21 protein-coding genes are annotated in these 23,165 nt (G+C 41.2%); 17 read left to right on the forward strand and 4 right to left on the reverse strand.

Translation table 11 applies throughout. The annotated features are described in order from the left end of the window. Positions 1-2: 2 nt before the first annotated feature. Positions 3-1,496, reverse strand: coding sequence for a peptide MFS transporter (locus AC6CIB_RS21065; protein WP_498284033.1), 1,494 nt, complete (start codon positions 1,494-1,496; stop codon positions 3-5). A gap of 199 nt (positions 1,497-1,695) precedes the next feature. Beyond that, a complete protein-coding gene (locus AC6CIB_RS21070; RefSeq protein WP_498284035.1) occupies positions 1,696-2,142 on the reverse strand; it encodes a YtoQ family protein in 447 nt (148 codons plus the stop codon). Positions 2,143-2,314: 172 nt separating this feature from the next. Between AC6CIB_RS21070 and AC6CIB_RS21075 the strand changes: the two genes are divergently transcribed. From AC6CIB_RS21075 to murC, 9 genes are all read left to right on the forward strand, one after another. Continuing rightward, complete coding sequence (locus AC6CIB_RS21075; protein WP_498284037.1) at positions 2,315-2,821, forward strand: hypothetical protein; 507 nt, start codon at positions 2,315-2,317, stop codon at positions 2,819-2,821. Between the two features lie 187 nt (positions 2,822-3,008). After that, positions 3,009-4,040, forward strand: coding sequence for a PTS sugar transporter subunit IIC (locus AC6CIB_RS21080; RefSeq protein WP_498284040.1), 1,032 nt, complete (start codon positions 3,009-3,011; stop codon positions 4,038-4,040). 1 nt (position 4,041) lies between these two features. Next, a complete protein-coding gene (locus AC6CIB_RS21085; protein WP_498284042.1) occupies positions 4,042-4,359 on the forward strand; it encodes a thioredoxin family protein in 318 nt (105 codons plus the stop codon). Between the two features lie 175 nt (positions 4,360-4,534). Continuing rightward, positions 4,535-5,344 carry a DUF1444 domain-containing protein gene (locus tag AC6CIB_RS21090; protein WP_498284044.1) on the forward strand — a complete coding sequence of 270 codons (810 nt, stop codon included), beginning with the start codon at positions 4,535-4,537 and terminating at the stop codon, positions 5,342-5,344. Next, entirely contained in the window at positions 5,344-5,949 is a 606-nt protein-coding gene (ytpR, locus tag AC6CIB_RS21095; protein ID WP_498284046.1) for a YtpR family tRNA-binding protein, read from the forward strand. The genes AC6CIB_RS21090 and ytpR overlap by 1 nt, the downstream gene beginning before the upstream one ends. 197 nt (positions 5,950-6,146) lie before the next feature. Next, entirely contained in the window at positions 6,147-8,963 is a 2,817-nt protein-coding gene (locus tag AC6CIB_RS21100) for a DNA translocase FtsK (RefSeq protein WP_498284048.1), read from the forward strand. A gap of 108 nt (positions 8,964-9,071) precedes the next feature. Beyond that, the gene (locus AC6CIB_RS21105) at positions 9,072-10,175 is read left to right on the forward strand and encodes a nicotinate phosphoribosyltransferase (RefSeq protein WP_498284050.1); all 1,104 of its coding nucleotides are present in this window, start codon (positions 9,072-9,074) and stop codon (positions 10,173-10,175) included. Positions 10,176-10,183: 8 nt separating this feature from the next. Continuing rightward, the gene (locus AC6CIB_RS21110) at positions 10,184-10,852 is read left to right on the forward strand and encodes a hypothetical protein (protein WP_498284052.1); all 669 of its coding nucleotides are present in this window, start codon (positions 10,184-10,186) and stop codon (positions 10,850-10,852) included. Positions 10,853-11,009: 157 nt separating this feature from the next. After that, positions 11,010-12,326, forward strand: a complete 1,317-nt coding sequence (murC, locus tag AC6CIB_RS21115; protein ID WP_498284054.1) for a UDP-N-acetylmuramate--L-alanine ligase — start codon at positions 11,010-11,012, stop codon at positions 12,324-12,326. Positions 12,327-12,623: 297 nt separating this feature from the next. Here murC and AC6CIB_RS21120 read toward each other — a convergent pair whose 3' ends face one another. Continuing rightward, positions 12,624-13,739, reverse strand: a complete 1,116-nt coding sequence (locus AC6CIB_RS21120; protein ID WP_498284056.1) for an aminopeptidase — start codon at positions 13,737-13,739, stop codon at positions 12,624-12,626. A gap of 206 nt (positions 13,740-13,945) precedes the next feature. Between AC6CIB_RS21120 and AC6CIB_RS21125 the strand changes: the two genes are divergently transcribed. The 4 genes from AC6CIB_RS21125 (at position 13,946) to AC6CIB_RS21140 (ending at position 16,169) form a co-directional block, all read left to right on the forward strand. Further along, positions 13,946-14,458: a DUF948 domain-containing protein gene (locus AC6CIB_RS21125; protein ID WP_498284058.1), complete on the forward strand. Its 513-nt coding sequence runs from the start codon at positions 13,946-13,948 to the stop codon at positions 14,456-14,458. A 17-nt stretch (positions 14,459-14,475) separates the two neighbouring features. Continuing rightward, positions 14,476-14,958 carry a YtxH domain-containing protein gene (locus AC6CIB_RS21130; protein ID WP_498284060.1) on the forward strand — a complete coding sequence of 161 codons (483 nt, stop codon included), beginning with the start codon at positions 14,476-14,478 and terminating at the stop codon, positions 14,956-14,958. 128 nt (positions 14,959-15,086) lie between these two features. Further along, positions 15,087-15,401 carry a bacillithiol system redox-active protein YtxJ gene (gene ytxJ / locus AC6CIB_RS21135; RefSeq protein ID WP_498284062.1) on the forward strand — a complete coding sequence of 105 codons (315 nt, stop codon included), beginning with the start codon at positions 15,087-15,089 and terminating at the stop codon, positions 15,399-15,401. 180 nt (positions 15,402-15,581) lie between these two features. Beyond that, complete coding sequence (locus AC6CIB_RS21140) at positions 15,582-16,169, forward strand: YtxH domain-containing protein (RefSeq protein ID WP_498284064.1); 588 nt, start codon at positions 15,582-15,584, stop codon at positions 16,167-16,169. 52 nt (positions 16,170-16,221) lie between these two features. Here the strand turns inward: AC6CIB_RS21140 and AC6CIB_RS21145 are convergent, their stop codons facing one another. Continuing rightward, positions 16,222-18,378, reverse strand: a complete 2,157-nt coding sequence (locus tag AC6CIB_RS21145; protein WP_498284066.1) for a cell division protein FtsA — start codon at positions 18,376-18,378, stop codon at positions 16,222-16,224. Between the two features lie 205 nt (positions 18,379-18,583). On the opposite strand from AC6CIB_RS21145, the gene AC6CIB_RS21150 reads away from it, so the two are divergent. The 4 genes from AC6CIB_RS21150 to motS all read left to right on the forward strand — a co-directional run bounded on the left by AC6CIB_RS21150 (position 18,584) and on the right by motS (position 22,801). Further along, positions 18,584-19,660, forward strand: coding sequence for a bifunctional 3-deoxy-7-phosphoheptulonate synthase/chorismate mutase (locus AC6CIB_RS21150; RefSeq protein WP_498284068.1), 1,077 nt, complete (start codon positions 18,584-18,586; stop codon positions 19,658-19,660). Between the two features lie 539 nt (positions 19,661-20,199). Next, positions 20,200-21,198: a catabolite control protein A gene (ccpA, locus tag AC6CIB_RS21155; protein WP_498284070.1), complete on the forward strand. Its 999-nt coding sequence runs from the start codon at positions 20,200-20,202 to the stop codon at positions 21,196-21,198. Positions 21,199-21,258: 60 nt separating this feature from the next. Then, positions 21,259-22,074 carry a flagellar motor protein MotP gene (gene motP / locus AC6CIB_RS21160; protein WP_498284072.1) on the forward strand — a complete coding sequence of 272 codons (816 nt, stop codon included), beginning with the start codon at positions 21,259-21,261 and terminating at the stop codon, positions 22,072-22,074. Then, on the forward strand, positions 22,064-22,801 hold the full coding sequence (motS, locus tag AC6CIB_RS21165) for a flagellar motor protein MotS (RefSeq protein WP_498284074.1): 738 nt from the start codon (positions 22,064-22,066) through the stop codon (positions 22,799-22,801). Before motP ends, motS begins: the two co-directional genes overlap by 11 nt. The last annotated feature ends 364 nt before the right edge of the window (positions 22,802-23,165 follow it).

Consider the following 23,165-nt stretch of genomic DNA (forward strand, 5'->3'; position numbering starts at 1 on the left):
CATTATTTTACACCTTTCATAAATTCCTGAATCTTAGGGGAAAGCAGGAATAGAGCAATACTCAATACGATTGCCATACCTCCGATGGCCCCGAAGTACAGCGTTTCTGTTTCTGGTGTGTAAAAACGAACAAGTTGTGCATTCAACGCCTGTGCAGCCGCAGAAGCTAAGAACCAAAGACTCATTGTTTGAGCAGAGAATGCTTCCGGAGCTAATTTGGTTGTGGCTGAAAGACCGACCGGTGATAAGCATAACTCACCAAGTACAACGATCAAATAGCTAAGCACAAGCCATAATGGACTTACCAGTGAATCTTCTCCTCCGAAGTATGCAGGTAATAGAATCACTAAAAATGATAAACCGGCAAACAATAGACCAAATGAAAACTTCTTCGGAATCGATGGTTGACGATCACCAAGTTTCACCCACATCCAAGCAAATACTGGAGCTAATAGGATGATAAATAGCGGGTTTAACGATTGGAACCAGGCTGGTGAGATGCTGATTCCCATGAATTCTAGTTCAGTACGCTTATCTGCGTAAACGGCAAGGATGGTTGAACCCTGTTCTTGAATCGCCCAGAACATAACCGCTGCAATAAATAATGGAATATAAGCGATGACTCTGGAACGTTCAGTTTGCGTAGTTTTCGGACTATAGTACATAACGATAAAGTAAATGGTTGGAACGACGATACCGAAGATACCTACTAAATTAATGAATACGTTTAATGTAAATAAACCTGCAGGAATTGTAATACCTAAAATGATGGCAAGACCAACAACAACTAATCCTGCGATTAATCCATACTTTTTCTTTTCAGCTGGTGCAAGCGGGTTTGGAACATAGGTACCAGCAAGACCAAGATTCTTTTTCTTTGTTGCCATGAACACAACAAGACCTATGAACATTCCGATGGCTGCAACCGCAAAACCCCAATGGAATCCTTTTGTTTCCATAAGCTTACCGACAATTAGTGGAGCAATGAATGCACCTAAGTTGATACCCATATAGAAAATACTGAAGGCTGCATCGCGACGAGTATCACTTTCGCTGTACATTTCACCGACAATAGTTGAAACATTCGGTTTTAATAATCCTGTTCCGACAACGATCAATACCATCGAAACAAAGAACATGGCTAAACTTCCTGGAAATGATAAAGCAATATGACCAAACATGATGAATATTCCACCGTAGAAGACGGCTTTCGAAGTTCCGAATATTCTATCTGCCAACCAGCCTCCGATTACTCCGGACATATATACAAGTGAACCATAAATCGACATGATTGCTAAAGCTGTGTTTTGCTCAAGGCCCAGTCCGCCTTTTGAAACCTCATAGTACATGTAGAATACGAGGATGGCACGCATTCCGTAATAGGAAAAGCGCTCCCAAAATTCTGTGAAGAATAAAGTGAATAATCCCTTCGGATGTCCAAAGAAACCTTTTTGAGGGACACTATCCACAATTTTCTGTTTATTCATTGATGACATGTTACTACCTCCCTTATTCTTTTACTATAATATTTTAATATTTTCATAAAGTCAAAAAAAGTTTATAAATTATTAATAATAACATAAATCGTCTTTATGTTGCCAATATTAAGTTATTTTAAAATAGTGAAAAAGTTCCAGGAGTATGGTAATGAACAGAATAAATAAGCATGCCATTCAATTTGAACGGCATGCTTATTTATTCTGTTTCAAAAACATATGATAACGTCTTAATCGCCTGATCTATGTTCGTCACGGTAACATTTGACTTGTTTGAAAGTTCTTTTAACGGATGATGCAGTTCTTCTGGACGAATAAGAATAAGAGGCTTTCCAAGTGTGTAGGCGGTGCTCGCATCCATTGCAGTATTCCACTGTTTGTATTTTTCTCCAAAAAAGGCAATCACCACATCGGCCTTTTTCATTAGTAACTCTGTTCGAAGATTGTTAATACTCGAAGCTGCTTCATCGCGGAGTATTTTATTGGGTTGTTCACCAAGAATTTCTTCCCCGATTGCATCGGAACGTTCGTGATTTTCCATTGGACCGACGAAAGATAGAGGGAGACGAAGCTCTTCTACTTTCTCTTTCATCTCGTTTCTCCAGGAACTATGTATTTCCCCTGCCAGATACACTGTGTATTCCATGATTTTCACCCTCCTGTTTTTAGTCATTTTATCATAAATACCCTAGGTAAGTTAAAAATAACCTGTTTTCCCATTAAAAAGGCAGGATTTCTTTTTGGAAGGGTTGTCAATGGGACTTTGTGAGGGTATCATAAGCGTAGGTCCTAAGCATGAAAGGGAGGATAAGTATAGGATGAAAATCAAACACACAGTCATTTTCTTTATTCTTGTGCTTATTTTAGCCGGATGCAACACGACAATCGATCAAGAAAAAGAAGAGACAGCCAAAGTGGTGGAGAACACATTAAGCTCAAATGAGGCAGCTAAAGAAGAGGCTGGAAACATTAACTTTTATCTTCCATTTGGAGCCAAAATAGAAAAAGAATCGCCCAATAATATCATTATTTCAAAAAGCTCTGATACTTTTATACTTTTCACAAACCCTCAAGAAAATAAGGATAGTGAACTTCTATATAAAATGGCCGTTAGTGACAATGAGAATCTCTTGAAACATGGGACTTTTAAAAAGGACAATCGCTTAGGATACTATGTCATTAAGGAACTGCCTGATACAGAAGAATACGAACTTATTGTTGGAGTGGGTGGAACGAAGGTAACGACACAAGCGGAATTAGATGATTTAGCAGGTCATGCAGAGATGATGATGAAAATAGCAGCTTCAGTTAAACATAAATCATAACGATATAGACCGATTTTCTGCCTAGGTGGAAAATCGGTTTTTTTTATTATACGTGAATAAGTACGCTTTAATAAAAGAAAAATAGAAGGAAATTCATTGTTCGATAAAGGTAAAATATATGGACAAAATAAACAAGTGTCTTTACACTAGTAAAAGGAAGAAGGTTAACACAGAGGAGAGAAACCAAGTGAGAGAATTCTTAAAGAGTAAAGGCATTACATTATCTGCAAAGGTTTATTTCATAGATGCGTTAAGTTATATGGCCTTAGGATTGTTCAGTTCGTTGATCATCGGATTAATCATTAAGACGATAGGGGAACAGCTTCCCATTTCCCCTGGGTTAAGTGAATTTTTCATTGAGATGGGCGGTCTGGCGATTAGCTTGATGGGTCCTGCGATCGGGGTAGCCATTGCCTTTGGTCTTGGGGCGCCTCCACTTGTCCTGTTTGCTGCGGTTGTTACGGGAGCAGCAGGCGCAAGCTTGGGTGGACCGGCGGGAGCTTATGTAGCAGCTGTCATATCCACGGAAATCGGTAAGCTTGTCAGCAAAACAACGAAAGTGGATATCATTGTCACTCCATTCGTCACCATCTTTTCAGGGTTTACTATAGCTTACTTTATAGGGCCGGGAATTGCCGACTTTATGAGCATGTTTGGCAGCTGGATCAGCTGGGCGACTGAGCAACGCCCAATTATCATGGGGATTCTGGTTGCTGCCCTCATGGGTCTTGCTTTGACCGCACCGATCTCAAGCGCCGCCATTGCCCTTATGCTTGAATTGAATGGAGTCGCTGCGGGAGCCGCAACGATTGGATGTGCTGCTCAAATGGTCGGATTTGCTGTCATCAGTTACAGGGAGAATAAAGTAGGTGGATTATTGGCTCAGGGAATAGGTACTTCCATGCTTCAAGTACCTAATATTGTCCGAAATCCCCGTATTCTCATTCCTCCCACCGTTGCAGGCATGATATTGGCACCCATCGGAACCACGATTTGGTTGATGGAAAACAATGCTGCCGGGGCCGGAATGGGAACTAGTGGATTCGTCGGTCAAATCATGACCTTTAAAACGATGGGATTCAGTTGGGATGTAACATTAAGAATCCTTCTGTTGCATTTTGTTGGACCTGCATTCATAAGCCTGTTAATATCTGAATATATGCGTAAACTAGATTGGATCAAACCTAATCAAATGACGATTGAAACAGGGGGCAAATAAAATGCGTAAACTTGAAACAGTGGAAGAGTTTCATCAGTTGAAAGAAAGCGGTAAGCATGTATTTATGTTTTCAGCTGACTGGTGTCCGGATTGCAGAATCATCGAGCCGATCCTTCCGGAAATCGAGAGCCAATACTCAGAGTACACATTCCTATACGTAGATCGAGATCAATTCATTGATCTATGCATTGAGTTGGATATCTTCGGAATTCCAAGCTTTCTGGCATACGGAGATGGCCGTGAACTGGGACGATTTGTTAATAAGGACCGTAAAACAAAAGAACAAATCGAGAACTTTATGAACACATTATCTTCATAATAGGTTGAAAAGGGATCACCTTATTTTGGGATCCCTTTTCTTTTGCCTACTTTTTAACAGGTTCCTTTTGTATTCTAAGCATTTTGATGTAAAATGTTATAAGTGAATGAATCAACGATGAAAGTTTTGGATCGATACTTTCTATTATAAAAGTACCACCAAAGGAGGATCAGGTTTGGACATAAAAAAGCTAAAAGGTATACTCCAGGAACGATTAGAGAAACCAAATCGTACGTTTACATATGATCGAGATAAGGATTCACTGAGAATTGAGAACACCGATACGAAAAAAGGTATTAACGTCGCCCTGCCACCGATTGTATCCAAGTGGAAAGAAAACAATAAATCCATTATTGATGAAGTGGTTTATTATGTGGAAGAAGCTTTAAACGTAATGGGAACTCAATCAGACCTTGGGAACAAAGAGAAAAAAGTGTTTCCAGTGATCCGTTCCACTTCTTTTGCCACCGAATCCAATGAAGGGGTTGCCCTCGTTACAGATGATCATACAGCTGAAACACGTATCTATTATGCTATTGACCTGGGGAAAACCTACCGCCTTTTAGATGAAAATATGCTAAAGGCTGAAGGCTGGTCTCACGAGCAAATGAAGGAGACTGCCTTATTCAATGTCAGAAGCTTACCAACTGAAATGAAGAAAGATGAAGTAGCAGGAAACATCTTCTATTTTCTAAATAATAATGACGGATATGATGCAAGTCGTATTTTGAATGATGCTTTCTTAAAGCAGGTAAGCAAGGATGTTCAAGGTGAAATGACTGTGTCCGTACCTCATCAGGATGTGTTGGTCATCGGGGATATTCGCAATGAAACGGGTTATGATGTTCTTGCCCAACTGACGATGAGCTTCTTTACGACAGGAAATGTTCCGATTACGGCACTATCCTTTGTGTACGAAGAAGGAGAACTGGAGCCGATCTTCATTCTGGCAAAAAATCGCAAAAAGGAAAGGGAGAAGAAATAATGAACGTATTTTATAACTTAGAAGGTATTGGTGATACCCTGATCGTTACAATGGATCCAGGGTTTGAGGGAGAAGTTCTACATGAAAGAAAAGAAGATGCTGTACGTTTGTTTGATGAGAAAACAGGGAAAACACTTGGGTATAACCTATTCCATGCATCAAAGTATATGGATTTAAGTGAAGTGGGACCTGTCGAAATGAATGAAGAGAAGCTCCAATTGATCAATGAAGCCATCAAGAAGAACGGTTTCAGTGAAGTATTTGAAGCAGACTTTTCACCAAAATTCGTGGTAGGGTATGTGTCTGAAAAAGAAAAGCATCCAAATGCAGATAAATTGAACATTTGTACCGTGGATGTTGGGGATGCAACCCTGCAAATCGTGTGCGGTGCTCCTAACGTTGACAAAGGACAAAAAGTCGTTGTGGCGAAAGTCGGCGCTATCATGCCAAGCGGAATGGTCATCAAGGATGCAGAGCTTCGCGGAGTGGCATCATCAGGCATGATTTGTTCAGCCAAGGAACTGGCTCTTCCAGATGCTCCTCAAGAAAAAGGGATCCTGGTTCTGGAAGATACTTACCAAGTGGGTCAACCATTCACAGCTTAAAAATGTATACCTGGGTCCGGAGTGTGGGCTCAGGTATTTTTGTTTTTAGAGGTTCTTACCATACGTATTACAATCTCTTTACACCTATGTTTGTTTCGACACAATTCTTTAACAATTCTCTTATTCTATCGAAATGACTCGAATTTTTCTCTTTAACTGATAAAATATAAATAAGTATGAAAGAAAGAGTGATGTTTGTGAGCTGGATTAAAAAAATATTCGGTAAATTATCAGATAATGATGAACAATTTGAAGAGTATTATGATGAAAAAAATGATGAAGTTCAGCATGATGAACGTAAAAAGACTGAACGTAAAAATATAGTAGGGCCCAATCATTCACGTGATGTAGAAGCAAGGATGACGTATCAATATCCTAAAGGGACTTTTCGCTTTCCCCTCATATCGGATGGAGAAAATATAGAGCGTCCACGAGCGAAAAGAAATCGAAGAAGTCAAGAGAAGGAAGAGCCCCCTAAGGAACAAAAAGATAAGAGTCAGGATCACACTTCTAAAAATAGAAAGTGGAAAGAAGAAAAACCATCGGCTGCTGTCCAATCGAAGAAAACTTCTAAAGTGGAAAAGGAAAACAGCAGGCCGTTTACCCCTACGGAAATCCCTTCACCAATTTATGGTTTTAGGGGACGACCGGTAAAAAAAGACGACCAGGTAGAGTTCGAGCTTAAGAAATTTTTACATAATGAAGAAGAGAGCAAAGAAGCTGTGATTGATCATGAGGCTCTATCTGTAGTAGAGAATTCAATTCCTGTGGAAAAAGAATCACCATCCATTGTCGAAGTGGAGACAGCTGAATCCGAAAAACCTATTAACGATGAACCTGTTGAGATGATGATGAACTTCCCGGAAGAACAACGAGAAGAATCGCAGATTGAAGATACTGTAATGGTAGAGGCTGAAGATATCAATGACACAACTCCAGTTAAAAATCCAGATCAAAAAGTGGAGCTCACTGAAGAAGTTTCCCAGAAACCAAATGAACGTGTTTCACTTATATCTGAAATGGAGCAACCAACCCAAGAGCTAGAGTATTCATCACATAAAGAGAAAGAGCTTAATGATTCTGTGGAAGAAGAGCCACCACAACAACCCGTCCATTCTGCACGGGAAGATGAAGAAAATGAAGAACAAGTTCAGGAACTTGATCATCCTATTCAAGAGATACCCGTTCAAGAACCTGTTGTACAAAGTGAGTCCACGATTGAGGAGAAACGAGTAGGGGAAGAGTCAGAACCTACACGTCCCCAACAAGCGCCGAGGGAGGAAGAACCGCAGAGACGTAAGAGGTCTCACCTTCCTTTTAACGTATTAATGCTGAAACAAGATAAGCGACAGTTAGATACGCGAAAACGATCAGCTCTTAATGATTCGACTCCCATCCGCAAGGAAAGTGAGGGCAAAACATTAACTCAGACTGAAGCAGAACCAGAGAAGAGGGAACAACCTGTTCTGGAAGTAAAGCAAGAAAAAGTGGGAGAAACACCATCCAATCATCATCCTGAACAGAAAACATCTCAACAAAGCCCTGTTCAAGGAGAAGAGGCGGTAAAGAGTTACAGCGAATTAAGCTCATCATCTAAAAGGACAAGAGACTATGTCTTTCCTGAAATGGATTATCTAATGCCTCCTGTCTCAAAGGAAATGAGCGAAGAGTGGCTCGATTCACAAAGAATATTACTGGACGAAACCCTTCATAACTTTAACGTGAGGGCCAAAGTAGTGAATGTTACACAAGGTCCATCAGTCACGAGGTTCGAGGTTCAGCCGGAACCTGGAGTGAAGGTGAATAAAATTACCAATCTATCAGATGATATTAAACTGAGCCTGGCTGCAAGGGATATTCGAATGGAAGCCCCTATTCCCGGTAAGCATACGATTGGTATTGAAGTGCCTAACCGGGAGAGCCGTCCTGTCTGCATTAGTGAAGTGATCGCAAGTCCTGAGTTTCAAGAGCCATCTTCCCCTTTAACCGCCGCTCTTGGTCTCGATATTTCCGGACAGCCGATCGTGACTGATTTAAGCAAAATGCCACATGGACTCATCGCAGGTGCTACCGGGTCGGGTAAAAGTGTATGTATCAACTCGATACTCGTGAGTCTTTTGTACAAAGCATCACCGGATGAATTGAAGATGCTTCTCATCGATCCGAAGATGGTAGAGCTTGCTCCCTATAACCGTATTCCACATCTCGTCAGTCCGGTCATAACAGATGTGAAGGCCGCTACTGCAGCTCTTAAATGGGCTGTTGAGGAAATGGAAAGAAGATACGAATTATTCGCTCATACAGGTGTAAGGGATATTAAACGCTTCAATGAACTGGCTAAACGGAATAAACAATACAGCGATATGCTGCCGTATTTAGTCATAGTCATTGATGAGTTAGCTGACTTGATGATGATGTCGCCTGCAGATGTTGAAGAAGCGATATGCCGAATTGCACAGAAGGCCCGTGCGTGTGGGATTCATTTAATCATTGCGACTCAACGGCCTTCAGTCGATGTCATTACAGGCTTGATAAAAGCCAATGTACCGACACGAGTGGCGTTTTCCGTATCATCAAGCGTCGATTCAAGAACGATCATTGATGGAAGCGGTGCTGAAAGGCTTCTTGGTAAGGGAGATATGCTCTTCCTGGAAAATGGATCATCAAAACCAGTCCGCTTACAGGGAACCTTCGTGTCAGATGACGAAATCGATGGCATCATCAACCATGTAAGAGAGCAAAGAGAACCGGATTATCTCTTCCAACAGGATGAATTGATCAAGAAAGCACAGGTTACCGAGGAAGAAGATGAATTATTTTTAGAAGCCTGTGAGTTTGTCGTCGATCAGGGAGGGGCCTCTGCATCGGGATTGCAGCGAAGATTCAGAATCGGTTATAACCGTGCGGCAAGATTGATGGAAATGATGGAGAGTAATGGAATTATTTCAGAGTCCAGAGGCAGTAAACCAAGGGATGTCCTGATTTCAGAAAGTGAATTGGAGACTCTGGCATAGACTAGTAGAATCATTTAATACATGGTATTCTGTTTGTATGTGTCCTTTTAGGATTCAGTAAACAGAATACCTATTTTTGTGTAGGAAAAGCCATAAGGAGCTTTAGTGATGAAAGAAATAGAATTGAAACTTCAAGGAAAACTCAACAGATTGACCAATCATACATTTAAGTTTGACGAAAGAATCAAGGATGGATGGTTTTCAGCGGTTTATTTTTTGAAAACGAAGGAAATTGCCAAAAAGTATAAACCGGATGCCGTTGTCACCATGCAATTCTTCCAAAAGAATCATGCCGTTATTTGTGGAACGGATGAAGTGATTGCACTTCTGCATAGTTTCGCTGATAACCCGCAAAATCTTGAAATCCATTCCTTAAAAGATGGAGATCAAATCTCGCCATTTGAAACCGTTCTGACCATCAAAGGCCGTTACCAGGATTTTGGCTATTTAGAAGGAATCATAGATGGCATCCTGGCAAGAAGAACATCAGTGGCGACGAGTGTCTATAATGTAATGAAAGCTGCCTCTATTTCAGGCAAACAAAAACCTGTCATCTTCATGGGTGATCGGGATGATCACTTTACTCAGCAGGCTGGTGATGGATATGCAGCCTTTATCGGGGGATCCACCGCTCAGGCTACCCATGCCATGAACGAATGGTGGGGAAAGAAAGGGATGGGAACCATGCCCCACGCCCTGATCCAATTATTCAATGGGGATATCGTAGAAGCCACTAAAGCTTATCAGGAAACATTTCCTGAAGACGAGCTCATTGCCCTGGTAGACTACAATAATGATGCCATTACAGACTCATTAAAGGTAGCACGGGAGTTTGGCCCTGAATTAAAAGGGGTAAGGGTAGATACATCACGAATGATGATCGATAAATACTTCCTCCGTAATCAACATGTGCTTGGAACATTTGATCCACGGGGAGTAAACATGCAACTGATTAATGCATTAAGACATGCCTTGGATGAAGAAGGGTTCCGCCATGTCAAGATCGTGGTGTCAGGTGGATTTAACGAAGATCGTATTCGCCAGTTTGAGGAAAATCAAGTTCCAGTCGATATGTATGGAGTAGGAAGCAGTCTTCTGAAAATCCATGTCGGGTTTACAGGAGATAATGTCGTAATTGACGGTTCCCCTGAAGCCAAGGCGGGAAGAAAACTCCGTCCCAACCCCCGACTGGAAAAAGTAGAATTCGAATAGGTGAGAGGATGCAAGAACCAGAAAGCCTTTTAAATTTAGAGCAATATAGACAAAAAAAGCAGCGAATGGCCGAAGAACATATAAAAGAACTCTATAGAAATGCATCTGAGTATGCTTTGAAGGAAACGAATATTAGAGAAAAGGTACGCGCCAAGATGATTTTCTCTAAACGTTTCCTTTTACATGATGAGCACCATATGGATGAGAAAGTCGATAAGCTGTTTCAGGAATGGTTTTTGTTTGATTATAAGACCATTAAGGGCCAAACTCTGTTCTTTCAATTTCTTAGGTCCCATTCCCTGCCTGAATCAGTCAAATTACTTGGTGCTATCGTGCTGACTGCAGCTTGGGAGCCCACCATCATTAGAAAAATCGATACACAGGATGAACAAATGATCTTGACCTGTCAAAATGTCATTCAGGATGATGAAGTTTCTGTTAAAACAAACCTTCGTTGTAAAGAAAAGGGAATTGTTGAGGGTGGGATCTATTTCATGAGGAAAGTCCCGTTAGTAACTCATCAGTGGATCTTAGGTCCTGTTTTTTTCGTTAAATCAAAGGGGATTTTAATAGATATGAAAAATCATTATGGTCAAATGAATCAAAAAACTGGGGTATTATGGAGAACATATTTAAAAGAAGAAGCATCAAACTTCATTATCCGCAGTCTTTCGTAGCTTGTGCATGGTCAGGGATTTTAAAAAATGATATAATGTTTCAAGTTGAAGAAAGTTCGCTTTTTTATATACTCAATATCAAAAGCTTAAGACAGATAGCAAAATAATATTCATTTCATATAATGCTTTTAGATAGACGATTGTTGGAGGTTCTATTATGACTATATATCATTTCGTAGGAATTAAGGGGTCGGGCATGAGTGCATTAGCCCAAATACTCCACGATAAGGGCTACGAGGTCCAAGGATCTGATGTAGATAAATATTTCTTTACTCAGAAGGCTCTGGATGAATCAAATATAAAAATTCTTCCTTTCCAAAAAGAAAACATTGGAGGGGATATGCATGTGATCGCAGGAAATGCATTTCCTGATACACATGAAGAAATTCAGGCAGCTGTAGAGCAAGGTCTACCCCTCACTAGATATCATAAATTTCTTGGAGACTTCATGCAGAAATTTACAAGTGTAGCGGTAACCGGTGCACACGGAAAAACGTCTACAACCGGATTGTTAGCACATGTCATCAGTGGCGCAAAGCCCACATCCTTCCTTATCGGGGATGGAACAGGGAAAGGGGAAGTGGATGCTCAATACTTTGTCTTTGAAGCGTGCGAATATCGCCGTCACTTCCTGTCTTATTTTCCTGACTATGCCATCATGACGAATATTGACTTCGATCATCCCGATTATTTTGCCAATGTGGATGACGTTTTCTCTGCCTTCCAGGAGATGGCGATGCAAGTGAAAAAGGGAATCATCGCGTGTGGAGATGACGAACAGTTACAGAAAATCCAGGCTCAAGTACCAGTCGTGTTTTATGGTTTCGCTGAGGAGAATGACTTCCAGGCGAGAAACGTATCAAGGGACAGAACCGGCACTTCATTCGATGTGTTTGTACGTAATGAATTTTATGCGGCATTCAAAATCCCGACATTTGGTGACCATAACATCATGAATGCTTTATCCGTCATTGCCATCTGTCATTACGAAGAGCTGGACACAGCAACCGTCCAGGAAAGATTAAGCTCATTCAAAGGGGTTAAACGCCGTTTCTCTGAAAAAGAAGTGGGCAATCAAATCCTGATCGATGATTACGCTCATCATCCGACTGAAATTAAAGCAACTGTAGATTCTGCAAGACAAAAATATCCTGAAAAAGAAATAATCGCTGTCTTCCAGCCTCATACATTCACCCGTACGCAAACCTTCCTTTCTGAGTTTGCCGAAAGCTTGAGCCTTGCTGACAAAGTGTATTTATGTGAAATCTTCGGATCTGCACGGGAAAATCATGGGAAACTTTCGATCCACGATCTTGAAAGTAAGATCGAAGGTTGCGACATTATTGACGAACAAGATACAACTGCCCTATTAAAACACGACAATAGCGTGCTTATTTTCATGGGAGCAGGAGATGTACAAAAGTTCCAACAAGCGTATGAAAAAACGCTGGAGGAACAGGTAGCAGAAAATTAATGTGGAAATACCGGTTCTTATGGGAGCCGGTTTTTTTATGTTTTGAGGTAGGTTTGACAGGAGAATTTTGATGAGTATTTGACAGGAGAATATTTGTAGAAATTCACCTGTCAAAAATAGAGGAAAATTCAGCAGGAGAATATGAGGCAAAAATCAGCAGTTGAAATTAGGGGATCATTCAGCAGGAGAATACGTGGCCAAATTCAGGAGATAATTCAACAGGTAACCCCATTACCTTTCTTTCACCCTCAGACAAAAAAAGTCACCGTCATGATTCATAACAGTGACTCTTCAGCTTTACTTCAAATTCTCAGGATTCAGCACTTCAAGTTCTTCAATGACAAATCGACCGTCTTTTCGAATCAATACATCATCGAAATAGATTTCTCCGCCGCCATATTCAGGACGCTGAATCATCACCATATCCCAGTGAATGTTTGAGTGGTTTCCATTGTACGCTTCTTCGTAGCATTCGCCCGGTGTAAAGTGGAAGCTGCCATCAATCTTTTCGTCAAAGAGGATATCCTGCATCGGATGCTGGATGTATGGGTTCACTCCAATAGCGAATTCACCTACATATCTGGCCCCTTCATCCGTATCAAAGATTTTGTTGATTCGGTCTGTATCGTTTGCAGTAGCTTCTACAATTTTACCTTCTTTGAATGTCAATTTTACGTTTTCAAAGGTAAATCCATTATAAGGTGACGGTGTATTGTAGGAAATGATTCCATTTACTGAATTCTTTACAGGTGCACTGTATACTTCTCCATCGGGAATGTTCAGGCGTCCCGCACATTTCACTGCAGGGATGTCCTTGATTGAGAATGTAAGGTCCGTCCCTTCTCCGACAAGGCGGACTTTATCCGTATTGTTCATGAGCTCAACCAGGTTATCCATGGCTTTGTCCATTTTGCTGTAGTCCAGGTTGCAGACATCGAAGTAGAAGTCTTCGAAGCCTTCTGTACTCATATTGGCGAGCTGTGCCATCGAAGCAGTCGGATAGCGGAGCACGACCCACTTTTTCTTAGGGACACGAATTTCTCTATGTACTTTTTTACCAATTGTATTTCCATGGATCTTCATCTTTTCGTCAGGTACATCCGATTGTTCACTGATATTATCACCTGAGCGCAAACCGATATACGCATCCACCTGCTCCATGACATTCGCCTCGAAGCTTGCAATCATGTTGTATTGTTCTTCTTGCGCACCCATCAATAGTGCGCGGTCGACTGCGTGATCTTTCAGGGAAACAAAAGGATATCCCCCGGCTGCATATGCTTCCTTAACGAGTGCTGTCACCAGTTCACGCTGCAAACCGAAGTTTTCGATCAATACTTTCTCACCAGGTTGTAATTGCACAGAGTACTGAATTAAATTTTTTGCCAACTTTTCAATCCGTGGATCTTTCATGTTATCTTCCCCCTTGTATATGGTCCATTTTATTGTACCCTAAAACATGATTTAATGGATGGGAGAAACTAAATGTGAAAAGCTAATACAAGAAATATTTTTTATTTTTTCATGCAGGAGAATTCATGAGAAAGGAAGAAATACTAGTATAATGTTTATTTGTTTATGATAAGGGTAAAGAATCTCTATACATGGAGGTGTGGCATATGGAAATAATTCTTTATCTAAGCGTTGCTGTAATAGCAGTTGCATTTTTTATTTTAGTTATGAGTGTCATGAAGACCTTGAAGTCTCTAGGCTCAACTCTGGACAGTGTTTCAACTACGTTGACCGGTCTTGAGAGTCAGCTTCAGGGAGTAACCAAAGAGTCTACTGAATTACTACATAAAACAAATTTATTAGCTGAGGATATCCAGAAGAAATCTGAGGATCTGAACACTGTTGTTTATGCAGTAAGAGATGTAGGGCATTCCATCCAGAATCTTAATAACTCGGTTAAGAAAGTAAGTACTTCCATTTCAACTGAACTTGAACGCAATCAAGGGAAGATTTCACAGGTGGTCCAGTGGGGAAATGCCTTTATCGAGTTAAAGGACAAATGGAAACAAAAACAGGAAAAACAGCCAAGTCAACCTGATGCAGCTGTTCAAAACCAAGCACCCAAAGAAGTTCGATCTCGAGAAAAATTGATTAAAAGAGCAAGATCTTATAACAATTAGAGAGGGGAATTTTAAACATGACACAACAGTACAATCAAAATCAGAACCAGAACCAATCAAACGACAGCAACAACATTAATTCAAAGGACTTCATGATCGGAACACTGATCGGAGGAATCGTTGGGGCTGCAACAGCTCTTCTTCTGGCTCCTAAATCCGGTAAAGACCTTCGTCATGATATCAATGAGCAGGCTGGCGTGCTGAAAGAAAAGACAGGTCAGTGGAAAGACACGGCTGTAGAAAAGAGCAATGAGTTTGCTGCAGTAGCCAAAGAAAAATCATCTGCACTTTCAAAATCAGTACAGGAGCAATCCAACAATGTCGTTGGTAAGCTGAAAACATACCGCTCTAATAATAACGAGCTTCAAGAAACAAACGATGAACTGCAAGCTGTTTCAGTTGGAGAAACAACACCTGTTGAAGAAACAGAAGATGTGAATCAAAAGCTCGAAGAAACAAAAAAGGCATTTGATGAAACTGAAAAAACATACAATCAATAATTGATTCTAAGGGCGGTGAAGTGATATGATTACTTCACCGTTTTTTTGTTGGAATAAAAATGCTATAGGGCAAGTCTGTCTCTGGCTATCTAATAATGCACATTTTTATGTAAGGGAGTATGAATGATATGCAAAAGATTGAAACCGTTCAAGAGTTTGAACAGCTATCTGAAACGAATTCCCGCTTCTTTTTTATGAAGCACAGCTTAACCTGCCCGGTGAGTTCAAATGCTTTCAACGAATACCAAGCCTTCTTGAAAAAGCATGAGGAGGAAGACGGCTACTATTTAGCTGTTCAAGAGTCAAGGGAGTTATCCAATCATATTGCCGAAAAATACGGAATCAAGCATGAATCACCCCAAGCTTTCTTGTTTATTGAAGGAAAACCGGGCTGGAAGGCTTCACATTGGAATATTACTGAGAATGAATTGAATAAGTTGTAGAAGTTAAAAGGGACTCTGTTTTACAGGGTTCTTTTTTATTTTATTGGCGATGATTGATGATTTCGTAGGGGATTTCTAATAATTTTTGGTAATTCCCACCCATGTGTTTATTTTCTGTAATACAGGGAATTTACTCTATAAGAATAAAATTTATTTAAAGTAAACTAGGAGGAACGATTCATGACACAGACTGTACCTTATAAAACTCAAACGAGCAATACGACTAATACGACTGCGATGAATGGCACTTCCGGTGAGAAGAATGGTAAGTTATTAAAAAGCATGGTAGTGGGAGCTGTAGTAGGTGGCGCACTGGCTATGCTTGATAAAACAACGAGAAAAAGAGTTTCATCCAGCACATCCAATGTGAAGGACTCCACAATGGGAATGGTAGCAAAGGTAAGGGAGAATCCATCAGGGGTTATGAACGACTGGCAGGATCGCCTTAAAACGGCTTCTACTGTATTAAAGGATGCAATCACCGACGCACAGAGCCTTTATGAAAAGGTGAATGATGATGTGATCGATCAAGTGAATCAAGTAAAGGAAGATTCTTCAGAAATTATCGCCACAACGAAGGAAGCGGCAGGGGAATTAAAGGATATAGGAGATAAAGTGAAAGAAGCAGGTGAAGAAGTGACAGGCGACACGACCTCTTCAGTAAACAGCTCACAGACTTCAACGAGTTCAACAACTACGCACGATAACAACAACAATATCCATCCAACTGATCGTACGAGCAGCGTACCTGGACAAGTTGGATCATAAACAAAAAAACTGGCGTAAATGCCAGTTTTTTTGCTGTCTGCTATTCTTTCATTCAGCGTGTGGACTGAGGCCAGACGATTTCGAGTTCATCCCCCTGTTGAACTTCTTCATAAAAGGTGGTTTCCTCTCCGTTTTTCAAGAGTATGAAGCTCCCGTTCGCATGAGAAGGCATGTTGATCTCGACAGTATTAAATAAGTCCTGGAAAATAAATGAGCTAATTTGTTGTTCTTCTATTTCAATTGTATCCCCCGCGAATAAATGATCATCCATTTCAAGTCTAATGCCATTGCGATAAACACGGCTGCTCTCTTTCATAAGCTCTACTCTCTTTCCGTTAAAAGTAATGAGGATGGTAGCCCCTGTAGTGAGCTGTTTTTTAACGAGAAGCTCCTTTACCGTTGGAGTAAAACCTGGTTTATATGAAATGATATCGCCCTGTTGAATCTTTGATGAAAGCTTCGCCTCAAAACCGTTGATGAATAGCTTTCCACTATAAACAGGGAAGAAGGTGTCTTTTCCATTGATGGAAATTCGATAGGGCTTAGTGCTTTCTAACCACTCCTCATACCCTGAATGCTTTAACACGTCGAAGAGTGATTCTATTAATTCGATCCGGATACAATCACGGTCCTGAATGGTTTCATCAAGGGATGCAGGTTGATTGTTTCTGTAGACGAGTGGAGCTAGTAAAAAAGGGTTCCCATCTATCACAATCTGTTTAGAAGTAGAGGTGTCTAATAGATCTCCAATCGTTACACTTGGTGAAGTCCCGTTTTCTCCTTTGTGAACAGTGATATTATCGTTATGGTTCATTTTTTCGTCCAGTGCACTAGGCTGACCATTCTTTTCAATAAGAGGTGCCAGACCGTGACCTCCTGGTAAGGATATTTCTTGACCATTGACTGTTACAAAAAAACCATTCCCTGGAACCCCGTGCCATTTACTTAGTTTTAAGCCCGCAGCCAAAATACAGTCCCCAACCGTTAAGTCCTTTACTTCAAATAATCGAACCGGTTGATTGTTCACGTTGGCTGTGACGTATTGTACAGGTGTCTGTTTAGCTGCAATGGCGATTCCTATAGGTGTAACGAGTTCTGGTCCTTTCGTTATTTCATCCAATATGGTTATATTCTGAATCGCCTCCACGCCTCTTACAGCGACCCGTTTGTGTGGAAGTTGCAGGGATGAGGCTAACTTGCCCGGAAGCTCAGGTGTTAAACTGCCTCCTCCTACAAGCATGACAGCTTGTGGAGGCTTCCCATTGTTCAAACGGAGAATCTCCTTAGAAATCTCCCCGGCTAAACGATCTACAGCTGGTCCCATTATCTCCACAACCTCCAGTGCAGGGAAACTCGTTTCAAAACCAAGAATATCGGTAACAGTAATTTCCTCTGAGGACTGAAGCTCCCTCTTTGCTTGCTCGGCTAAAGGAAAATCCAGCAATAGTTCATTGCTGATGGCTTCTGTTATTTCATCGCCGGCTGTCGGAACCATTCCATAGGCAATGACAGTGCCTAGATTGGTAATCGCAATATCGGATGTTCCTGCCCCGATATCAACGAGTGCTACATTGAGTCGTCTCATGGATTCTGGAATCAGCACATTAATGGCAGCGATAGGTTCCAAGGTTAAGGCATCCATTTCGAGTCCTGCGCGATTCAGTGCAGCAATTAAGGATTCAACCACGACACGTGGAAGGAAGGTGGCAATAATCTCGACGGTGGCCTCCTCCCCCTGCTGATCAATGAGACTTCCGATTTCCTCACCATCCAAACGGTAAAAAAGAACAGAATAACCAACACAGTAATAGTGATAGCCCTTCGTATCATTTTCGTTTTCTGCAGCCAATGCTTGAGCCTGCTGAACAGCACTTAACTCGAGATGAAGAATATCGTTTTTTTGAAGAAGGGGTTTCCCTTTTATATTTGATGTGGAAGATGCGGTTTCCGTTTTTAGAGCTCTTCCTGCAGCCGCGACACACACTTTATGAAGGGGGCCATGTTTCTTCTCCAATTGTGCTTTAATGGTGCAAATGACCTCGGCAACTGCTGGAACGTCATGAATCTGACCATCCAGCATGGCTCTCTTTTTATGCTCTTCTACTAAAATATCTGAAACTTGAAATATTCCGTTTATTTCTTCTAAAATAATCCCGACGATCGATCGGGTTCCGATGTCCAATGCAAATATTTTTTGTGTATTTTTCAATTAGTGTTCACCCACTTTAGCCTATTCTCATACAATACTAAAATACTTTAGTACTTAAAAGCGTCTAATTAATAAAGAATTTTATCGTGACATTTTAGATATGTTCTATTATAATAAGTTTCAATATCAAAAATGTATCATACTTTCTTAAAACTATAACAGTTTTTACGTATGAACAGGATAAAAAAAGAAAGGGTGCTGTATTGTGAGTAATCAAGAGCTCGATCAATTACGAAAACAAGTAGACGAGATGAACTTAAAACTATTAGACACCATTAATGAACGTGCTAAACTAGTTCAGGAAATCGGGCGTGTCAAGGAAACTCAAGGAGTATACCGCTATGATCCTGTTCGAGAAAGAGGCATGCTGGATCTGATCAAAGAAAATAATAATGGTCCATTTGAACATTCGACCATTGAACATATTTTTAAAGAAATCTTTAAAGCCGGTTTGGAGCTTCAAAAAGACGATCACCGTAAAGCACTGCTTGTTTCCCGTAAAAAGAAACCGGATGATACGATTGTAACGATCAACGGAGATTCAATTGGAGACGGAAAGCCTCACTTCATTTTTGGTCCATGTGCGGTTGAATCTTACGAGCAAGTAGCAGAAGTGGCAAAAGCCGTCAAAGCAAAAGGACTTAAATTGCTTCGAGGCGGAGCGTTCAAACCGAGAACGTCACCTTATGACTTCCAGGGTCTCGGGATCGAAGGATTAAAAATTCTTAAAAAAGTGGCGGATGAATATGATCTGGCAGTCGTCAGTGAAATCGTAAATCCCGCTGATATTGAACCCGCATTAGAATACATTGATGTGATTCAAATCGGTGCGAGAAATATGCAAAACTTCGAGCTGTTAAAAGCAGCAGGAGCAGTGAAGAAGCCCGTATTACTTAAACGCGGTTTAGCTGCAACAATCGATGAGTTCATCAACGCTGCTGAATATATCATTTCACAAGGAAATGGAGACATCATCCTTTGTGAGCGTGGAATTCGTACGTACGAAAAAGCGACAAGAAACACATTGGACATTTCAGCTGTCCCAATTCTTAAGCAAGAGACGCATCTGCCAGTATTCGTGGATGTAACGCACTCAACCGGACGCAGAGATCTGTTGCTTCCAACGGCTAAAGCAGCACTTGCCATCGGTGCAGATGGTGTAATGGCTGAGGTTCATCCTGATCCTGCCGTTGCCTTATCCGATTCTGCCCAACAAATGGATATAGATCAATTTGATCATTTCTATCAGGAGCTGTTAAAAGGAAGAACGATCGAAGTATAATATATATAAGAGAAGGGTTGGATCCTATTTATGGGATCCAACCCTTTGTTTTTGATTTTAGAATGAAAAAAACGATTTTCTGCTGTCATTTGGTTATTTTTTTAAGAAAAGCCTTTTTGATTACTTATGAACAGCATACGGACCAAATAATTAGTAAATTTCAGTTGAACCATCTGAACTTCATTGAGGATATCGGCGAAAATTTCATTTTATCGGCGAAATCTCACATTTAACGGCGAAATTCCAAATATATCGGCGAAAGGCATCTCTCCTCCCAGTAAGCCTATATTCTGGTCGTCGATATTTCTGCATGCTATAATAAACTTTTTATTAAGATAAGGCTGAGTCGTTGCACGAATATAGAGTCTATCGTATGATTATCATGGTAATTGCAGATAAATAACCTATATACATTGAAAAAACACTAACGTGAATATAAATATGTGCATTTTTTAACAAACTATTGTAATCGCTTTTTTCTTTAGGTTTATTTAGTGTAAAATAAGATAAATGAGTAGAAGAGTAAAGGAGAGTTAGCTATGAACGTTACAATATATGATGTAGCAAGAGAAGCCAATGTTTCCATGGCAACCGTTTCACGTGTAGTCAATGGAAATCCCAATGTAAAACCGGCAACAAGAAAGAAAGTACTGGAGGTCATTGACCGCCTTGGATACCGTCCGAATGCTGTAGCAAGGGGACTTGCAAGTAAGAAAACAACAACGGTCGGAGTCATCATTCCGGATATCTCTAATATCTTCTACGCTGAATTGGCACGTGGAATTGAAGATATCGCAACTATGTACAAATACAATATTATCTTAAGTAACTCGGATCAAAATGCGGAGAAGGAACTTCATCTTCTCAACACGATGCTTGGTAAACAGGTGGACGGAATTCTGTTCCTTGGCGGGCACATTTCCGAGGAACATGTTCAAGAATTCGAACGTTCCCCGGTTCCAATCGTTTTAGCTGGAGCAGTGGAAGAAACAAACAAGGTTCCTTCAGTTAATATCGACTACAAAGCGGCTTCCTACGATGCTGTTGCGGAATTGTTGGAAAAAGGACATAAGCGCATCGGATTTGTAAGCGGTCCTTTCCACGATACAATCAACATGAAGTTTAAATTAGAAGGGTATCGTGAGGCCCTCGCTAAAGCCGGAGTTGAATATAGTGACGACCTGGTTGTTGAAGGTGAGTACACATATGATTCTGGACTTGAAGCCTGGCAGAAGTTTTCTGAGCTTGAGGACAAGCCGACCGCTGTATTCGTCGGAAATGATGAGACGGCACTTGGAGTCGTTCACGGTGCTCAGGATCAAAACGTGTCCATTCCTGATGAAGTTGAAGTAATCAGCTTTGATAACACAAGACTGGCGCTTATGGTTAGACCACAGTTAACATCCGTAGTTCAGCCTTTATATGATATCGGGGCTGTGGCGATGAGATTATTAACGAAGTATATGAACAAAGAAACGGTTGATGAATCCACAGTTGTTCTTCCTCATCGACTTGAACATCGGAGCTCAACAAAATAAGAAGTTTGTCGATATAAAAGATAAAGACAAACAGAACTTATTTTTGTAGGGAGAGTCAAAATGAAAAAGCTTGATGTTCTTACACCAATCGGGGTTGTAGTTGGGTTTCTATTCGTCGCTTTCGCCATAATTACAAACGCTGGTGTTACAGGCTTCAGTTCCTTCGTAGATCTGCCGTCCATGTTTGTTGTGATAGGCGGGTTGATCGCGGCCATGCTGGTCAGCTTCTCTATTAAGGAATTGAAGCAATTGGGGAAAGTGATGAGAGAATCCTTTCGTGACGAGGAATACGATCTTCAAGTCCTCATTCGCACGTTTGTGACACTTTCAGAAAAAGCCAGACGTGAAGGCCTTCTCGCATTAGAGGCGGAAGTAGAAGAGGTTGAGGATCCTTTCATCCGAAAAGGAGTCCTGTTAGCCGTGGATGGAATTGAGCAGGACGTGATTGTGGATATTATGAATGCCGAGATCATCGCTTTAGAAGAGCGGCATCGTAAAAATAAAAGTTTACTGGATAAGGCTGGGGAGTATGCGCCTGCCTGGGGGATGATCGGGACCTTGATTGGTCTCGTACTGATGCTAAAGAATTTAAATGACCCAGCGTCATTAGGACCTAATATGGCCATCGCCTTATTAACGACTCTATATGGATCGATCCTAGCAAATCTTGTCTTCTTACCTATGGCATCCAAATTAGCGATGAAAACAGAAAAAGAAGTGTTTATGAAACAAATCGTGATCGAAGGTGTCGTTGGGATACAATCCGGTCAAAATCCGAAAATATTGGAAGAGAAATTAAGAGTGTTCTTATCCAATGAGGAACTGGAGATGTACTCAAGCAGAAAACAAGAGGAGGCATCACTCGATGAAGCGTAGACGACGACAAGCGTCTCAGCCCACGGGTGCACCAAAATGGATGGTAACCTTTTCTGATCTCATTACTCTTATTCTCGTATTCTTTATTTTACTATTTTCCATGTCTCAAATCGATATCGTGAAATTCAGGACCATCGCTGATTCCTTTCAGCAGCGTCAAATACTCGAGTTTTACCCTTCTGTCATTCCATTCGAGAATCCTTCTTCTGAACCTGAAATGGAGATGGAGAAAACTCAGCCTCAGAGCAGTGAGGAAACTGATAAAGAGTTGAATCAACTTTTAGCCGATATACAAAGCTACTTAAATGAAAACAAACTAAGTGATGTTGTAGTGGCCACAAGAACCGAGCGTGGAGTCGTGCTGGTTCTTCAGGAGCAAGCCTTGTTTGCTTCAGGTGAAGCAACGGTCCTTGAGGACGCTTATCCGTTCTTAAATAAAGTGGGCGATCTTTTATCGAGAATTCCAAACTTCGTGAAAGTGGAGGGACATACAGATAATCGTCCAATCGGTACATATCGGTTTCCATCAAACTGGGAGCTCTCCGCTGCAAGGGCAAGCAGTGTGATCCGGTACCTGGTTCAAACGGAGAACTTAGATCCGAAGCGCTTCATTGCCGTTGGATATGGGGACACACGACCAATTGCCCCCAATGACACAAGGGGAAATCTTCAAAAAAACAGGCGTGTGGAAGTGATTATAACTGATCCTGCATATGAGGAACAATAAAAACCAAGGACTTCTCAATGTGATGAGAGTACCTTGGTTTTTTTTGACCGGTGTTCTCGCCTTATGCCTGTCGCCTCTGAGAGAGCCGCCTGCGCTCATCGATTGTCTAGCTCTGGCGGCTAGAGGCTCGAGGTCATAAGTCAAACCAGCCAAAAAGGCGAAGACCGCCTTTCCGTCTGGTTCGTCTTATGTTTGTCGCCTCTGGGCGAGCCGCCTGCGCTTTTCGATTGTCCAGCTCCGGCGGCTAGAGGCTCGAGGTCATAAGTCAAACCAGCCAAAAAGGCGAAGACCGCCTTTCCGTCTGGTTCGTCTTATGCTTGTCGCCTCTGAGCAAGCCGCCTGCGCTTTTCGATTGTCCAGCTCC

Source organism: Rossellomorea sp. GQ25, assembly GCF_059758515.1.

What these genes read in the sequence shown, in the direction of transcription:
- AC6CIB_RS21065 (WP_498284033.1), bottom strand. Translation starts at nt 1,496, where the DNA reads ATGTCATCAATGAATAAACAGAAAATTGTGGATAGTGTCCCTCAAAAA.
- AC6CIB_RS21070 (WP_498284035.1), bottom strand. Translation starts at nt 2,142, where the DNA reads ATGGAATACACAGTGTATCTGGCAGGGGAAATACATAGTTCCTGGAGA.
- AC6CIB_RS21075 (WP_498284037.1), top strand. Translation starts at nt 2,315, where the DNA reads ATGAAAATCAAACACACAGTCATTTTCTTTATTCTTGTGCTTATTTTA.
- AC6CIB_RS21085 (WP_498284042.1), top strand. Translation starts at nt 4,042, where the DNA reads ATGCGTAAACTTGAAACAGTGGAAGAGTTTCATCAGTTGAAAGAAAGC.
- ytpR (WP_498284046.1), top strand. Translation starts at nt 5,344, where the DNA reads ATGAACGTATTTTATAACTTAGAAGGTATTGGTGATACCCTGATCGTT.
- AC6CIB_RS21105 (WP_498284050.1), top strand. Translation starts at nt 9,072, where the DNA reads ATGAAAGAAATAGAATTGAAACTTCAAGGAAAACTCAACAGATTGACC.
- AC6CIB_RS21110 (WP_498284052.1), top strand. Translation starts at nt 10,184, where the DNA reads ATGCAAGAACCAGAAAGCCTTTTAAATTTAGAGCAATATAGACAAAAA.
- murC (WP_498284054.1), top strand. Translation starts at nt 11,010, where the DNA reads ATGACTATATATCATTTCGTAGGAATTAAGGGGTCGGGCATGAGTGCA.
- AC6CIB_RS21120 (WP_498284056.1), bottom strand. Translation starts at nt 13,739, where the DNA reads ATGAAAGATCCACGGATTGAAAAGTTGGCAAAAAATTTAATTCAGTAC.
- AC6CIB_RS21125 (WP_498284058.1), top strand. Translation starts at nt 13,946, where the DNA reads ATGGAAATAATTCTTTATCTAAGCGTTGCTGTAATAGCAGTTGCATTT.
- AC6CIB_RS21130 (WP_498284060.1), top strand. Translation starts at nt 14,476, where the DNA reads ATGACACAACAGTACAATCAAAATCAGAACCAGAACCAATCAAACGAC.
- ytxJ (WP_498284062.1), top strand. Translation starts at nt 15,087, where the DNA reads ATGCAAAAGATTGAAACCGTTCAAGAGTTTGAACAGCTATCTGAAACG.
- AC6CIB_RS21140 (WP_498284064.1), top strand. Translation starts at nt 15,582, where the DNA reads ATGACACAGACTGTACCTTATAAAACTCAAACGAGCAATACGACTAAT.
- ccpA (WP_498284070.1), top strand. Translation starts at nt 20,200, where the DNA reads ATGAACGTTACAATATATGATGTAGCAAGAGAAGCCAATGTTTCCATG.
- motP (WP_498284072.1), top strand. Translation starts at nt 21,259, where the DNA reads ATGAAAAAGCTTGATGTTCTTACACCAATCGGGGTTGTAGTTGGGTTT.
- motS (WP_498284074.1), top strand. Translation starts at nt 22,064, where the DNA reads ATGAAGCGTAGACGACGACAAGCGTCTCAGCCCACGGGTGCACCAAAA.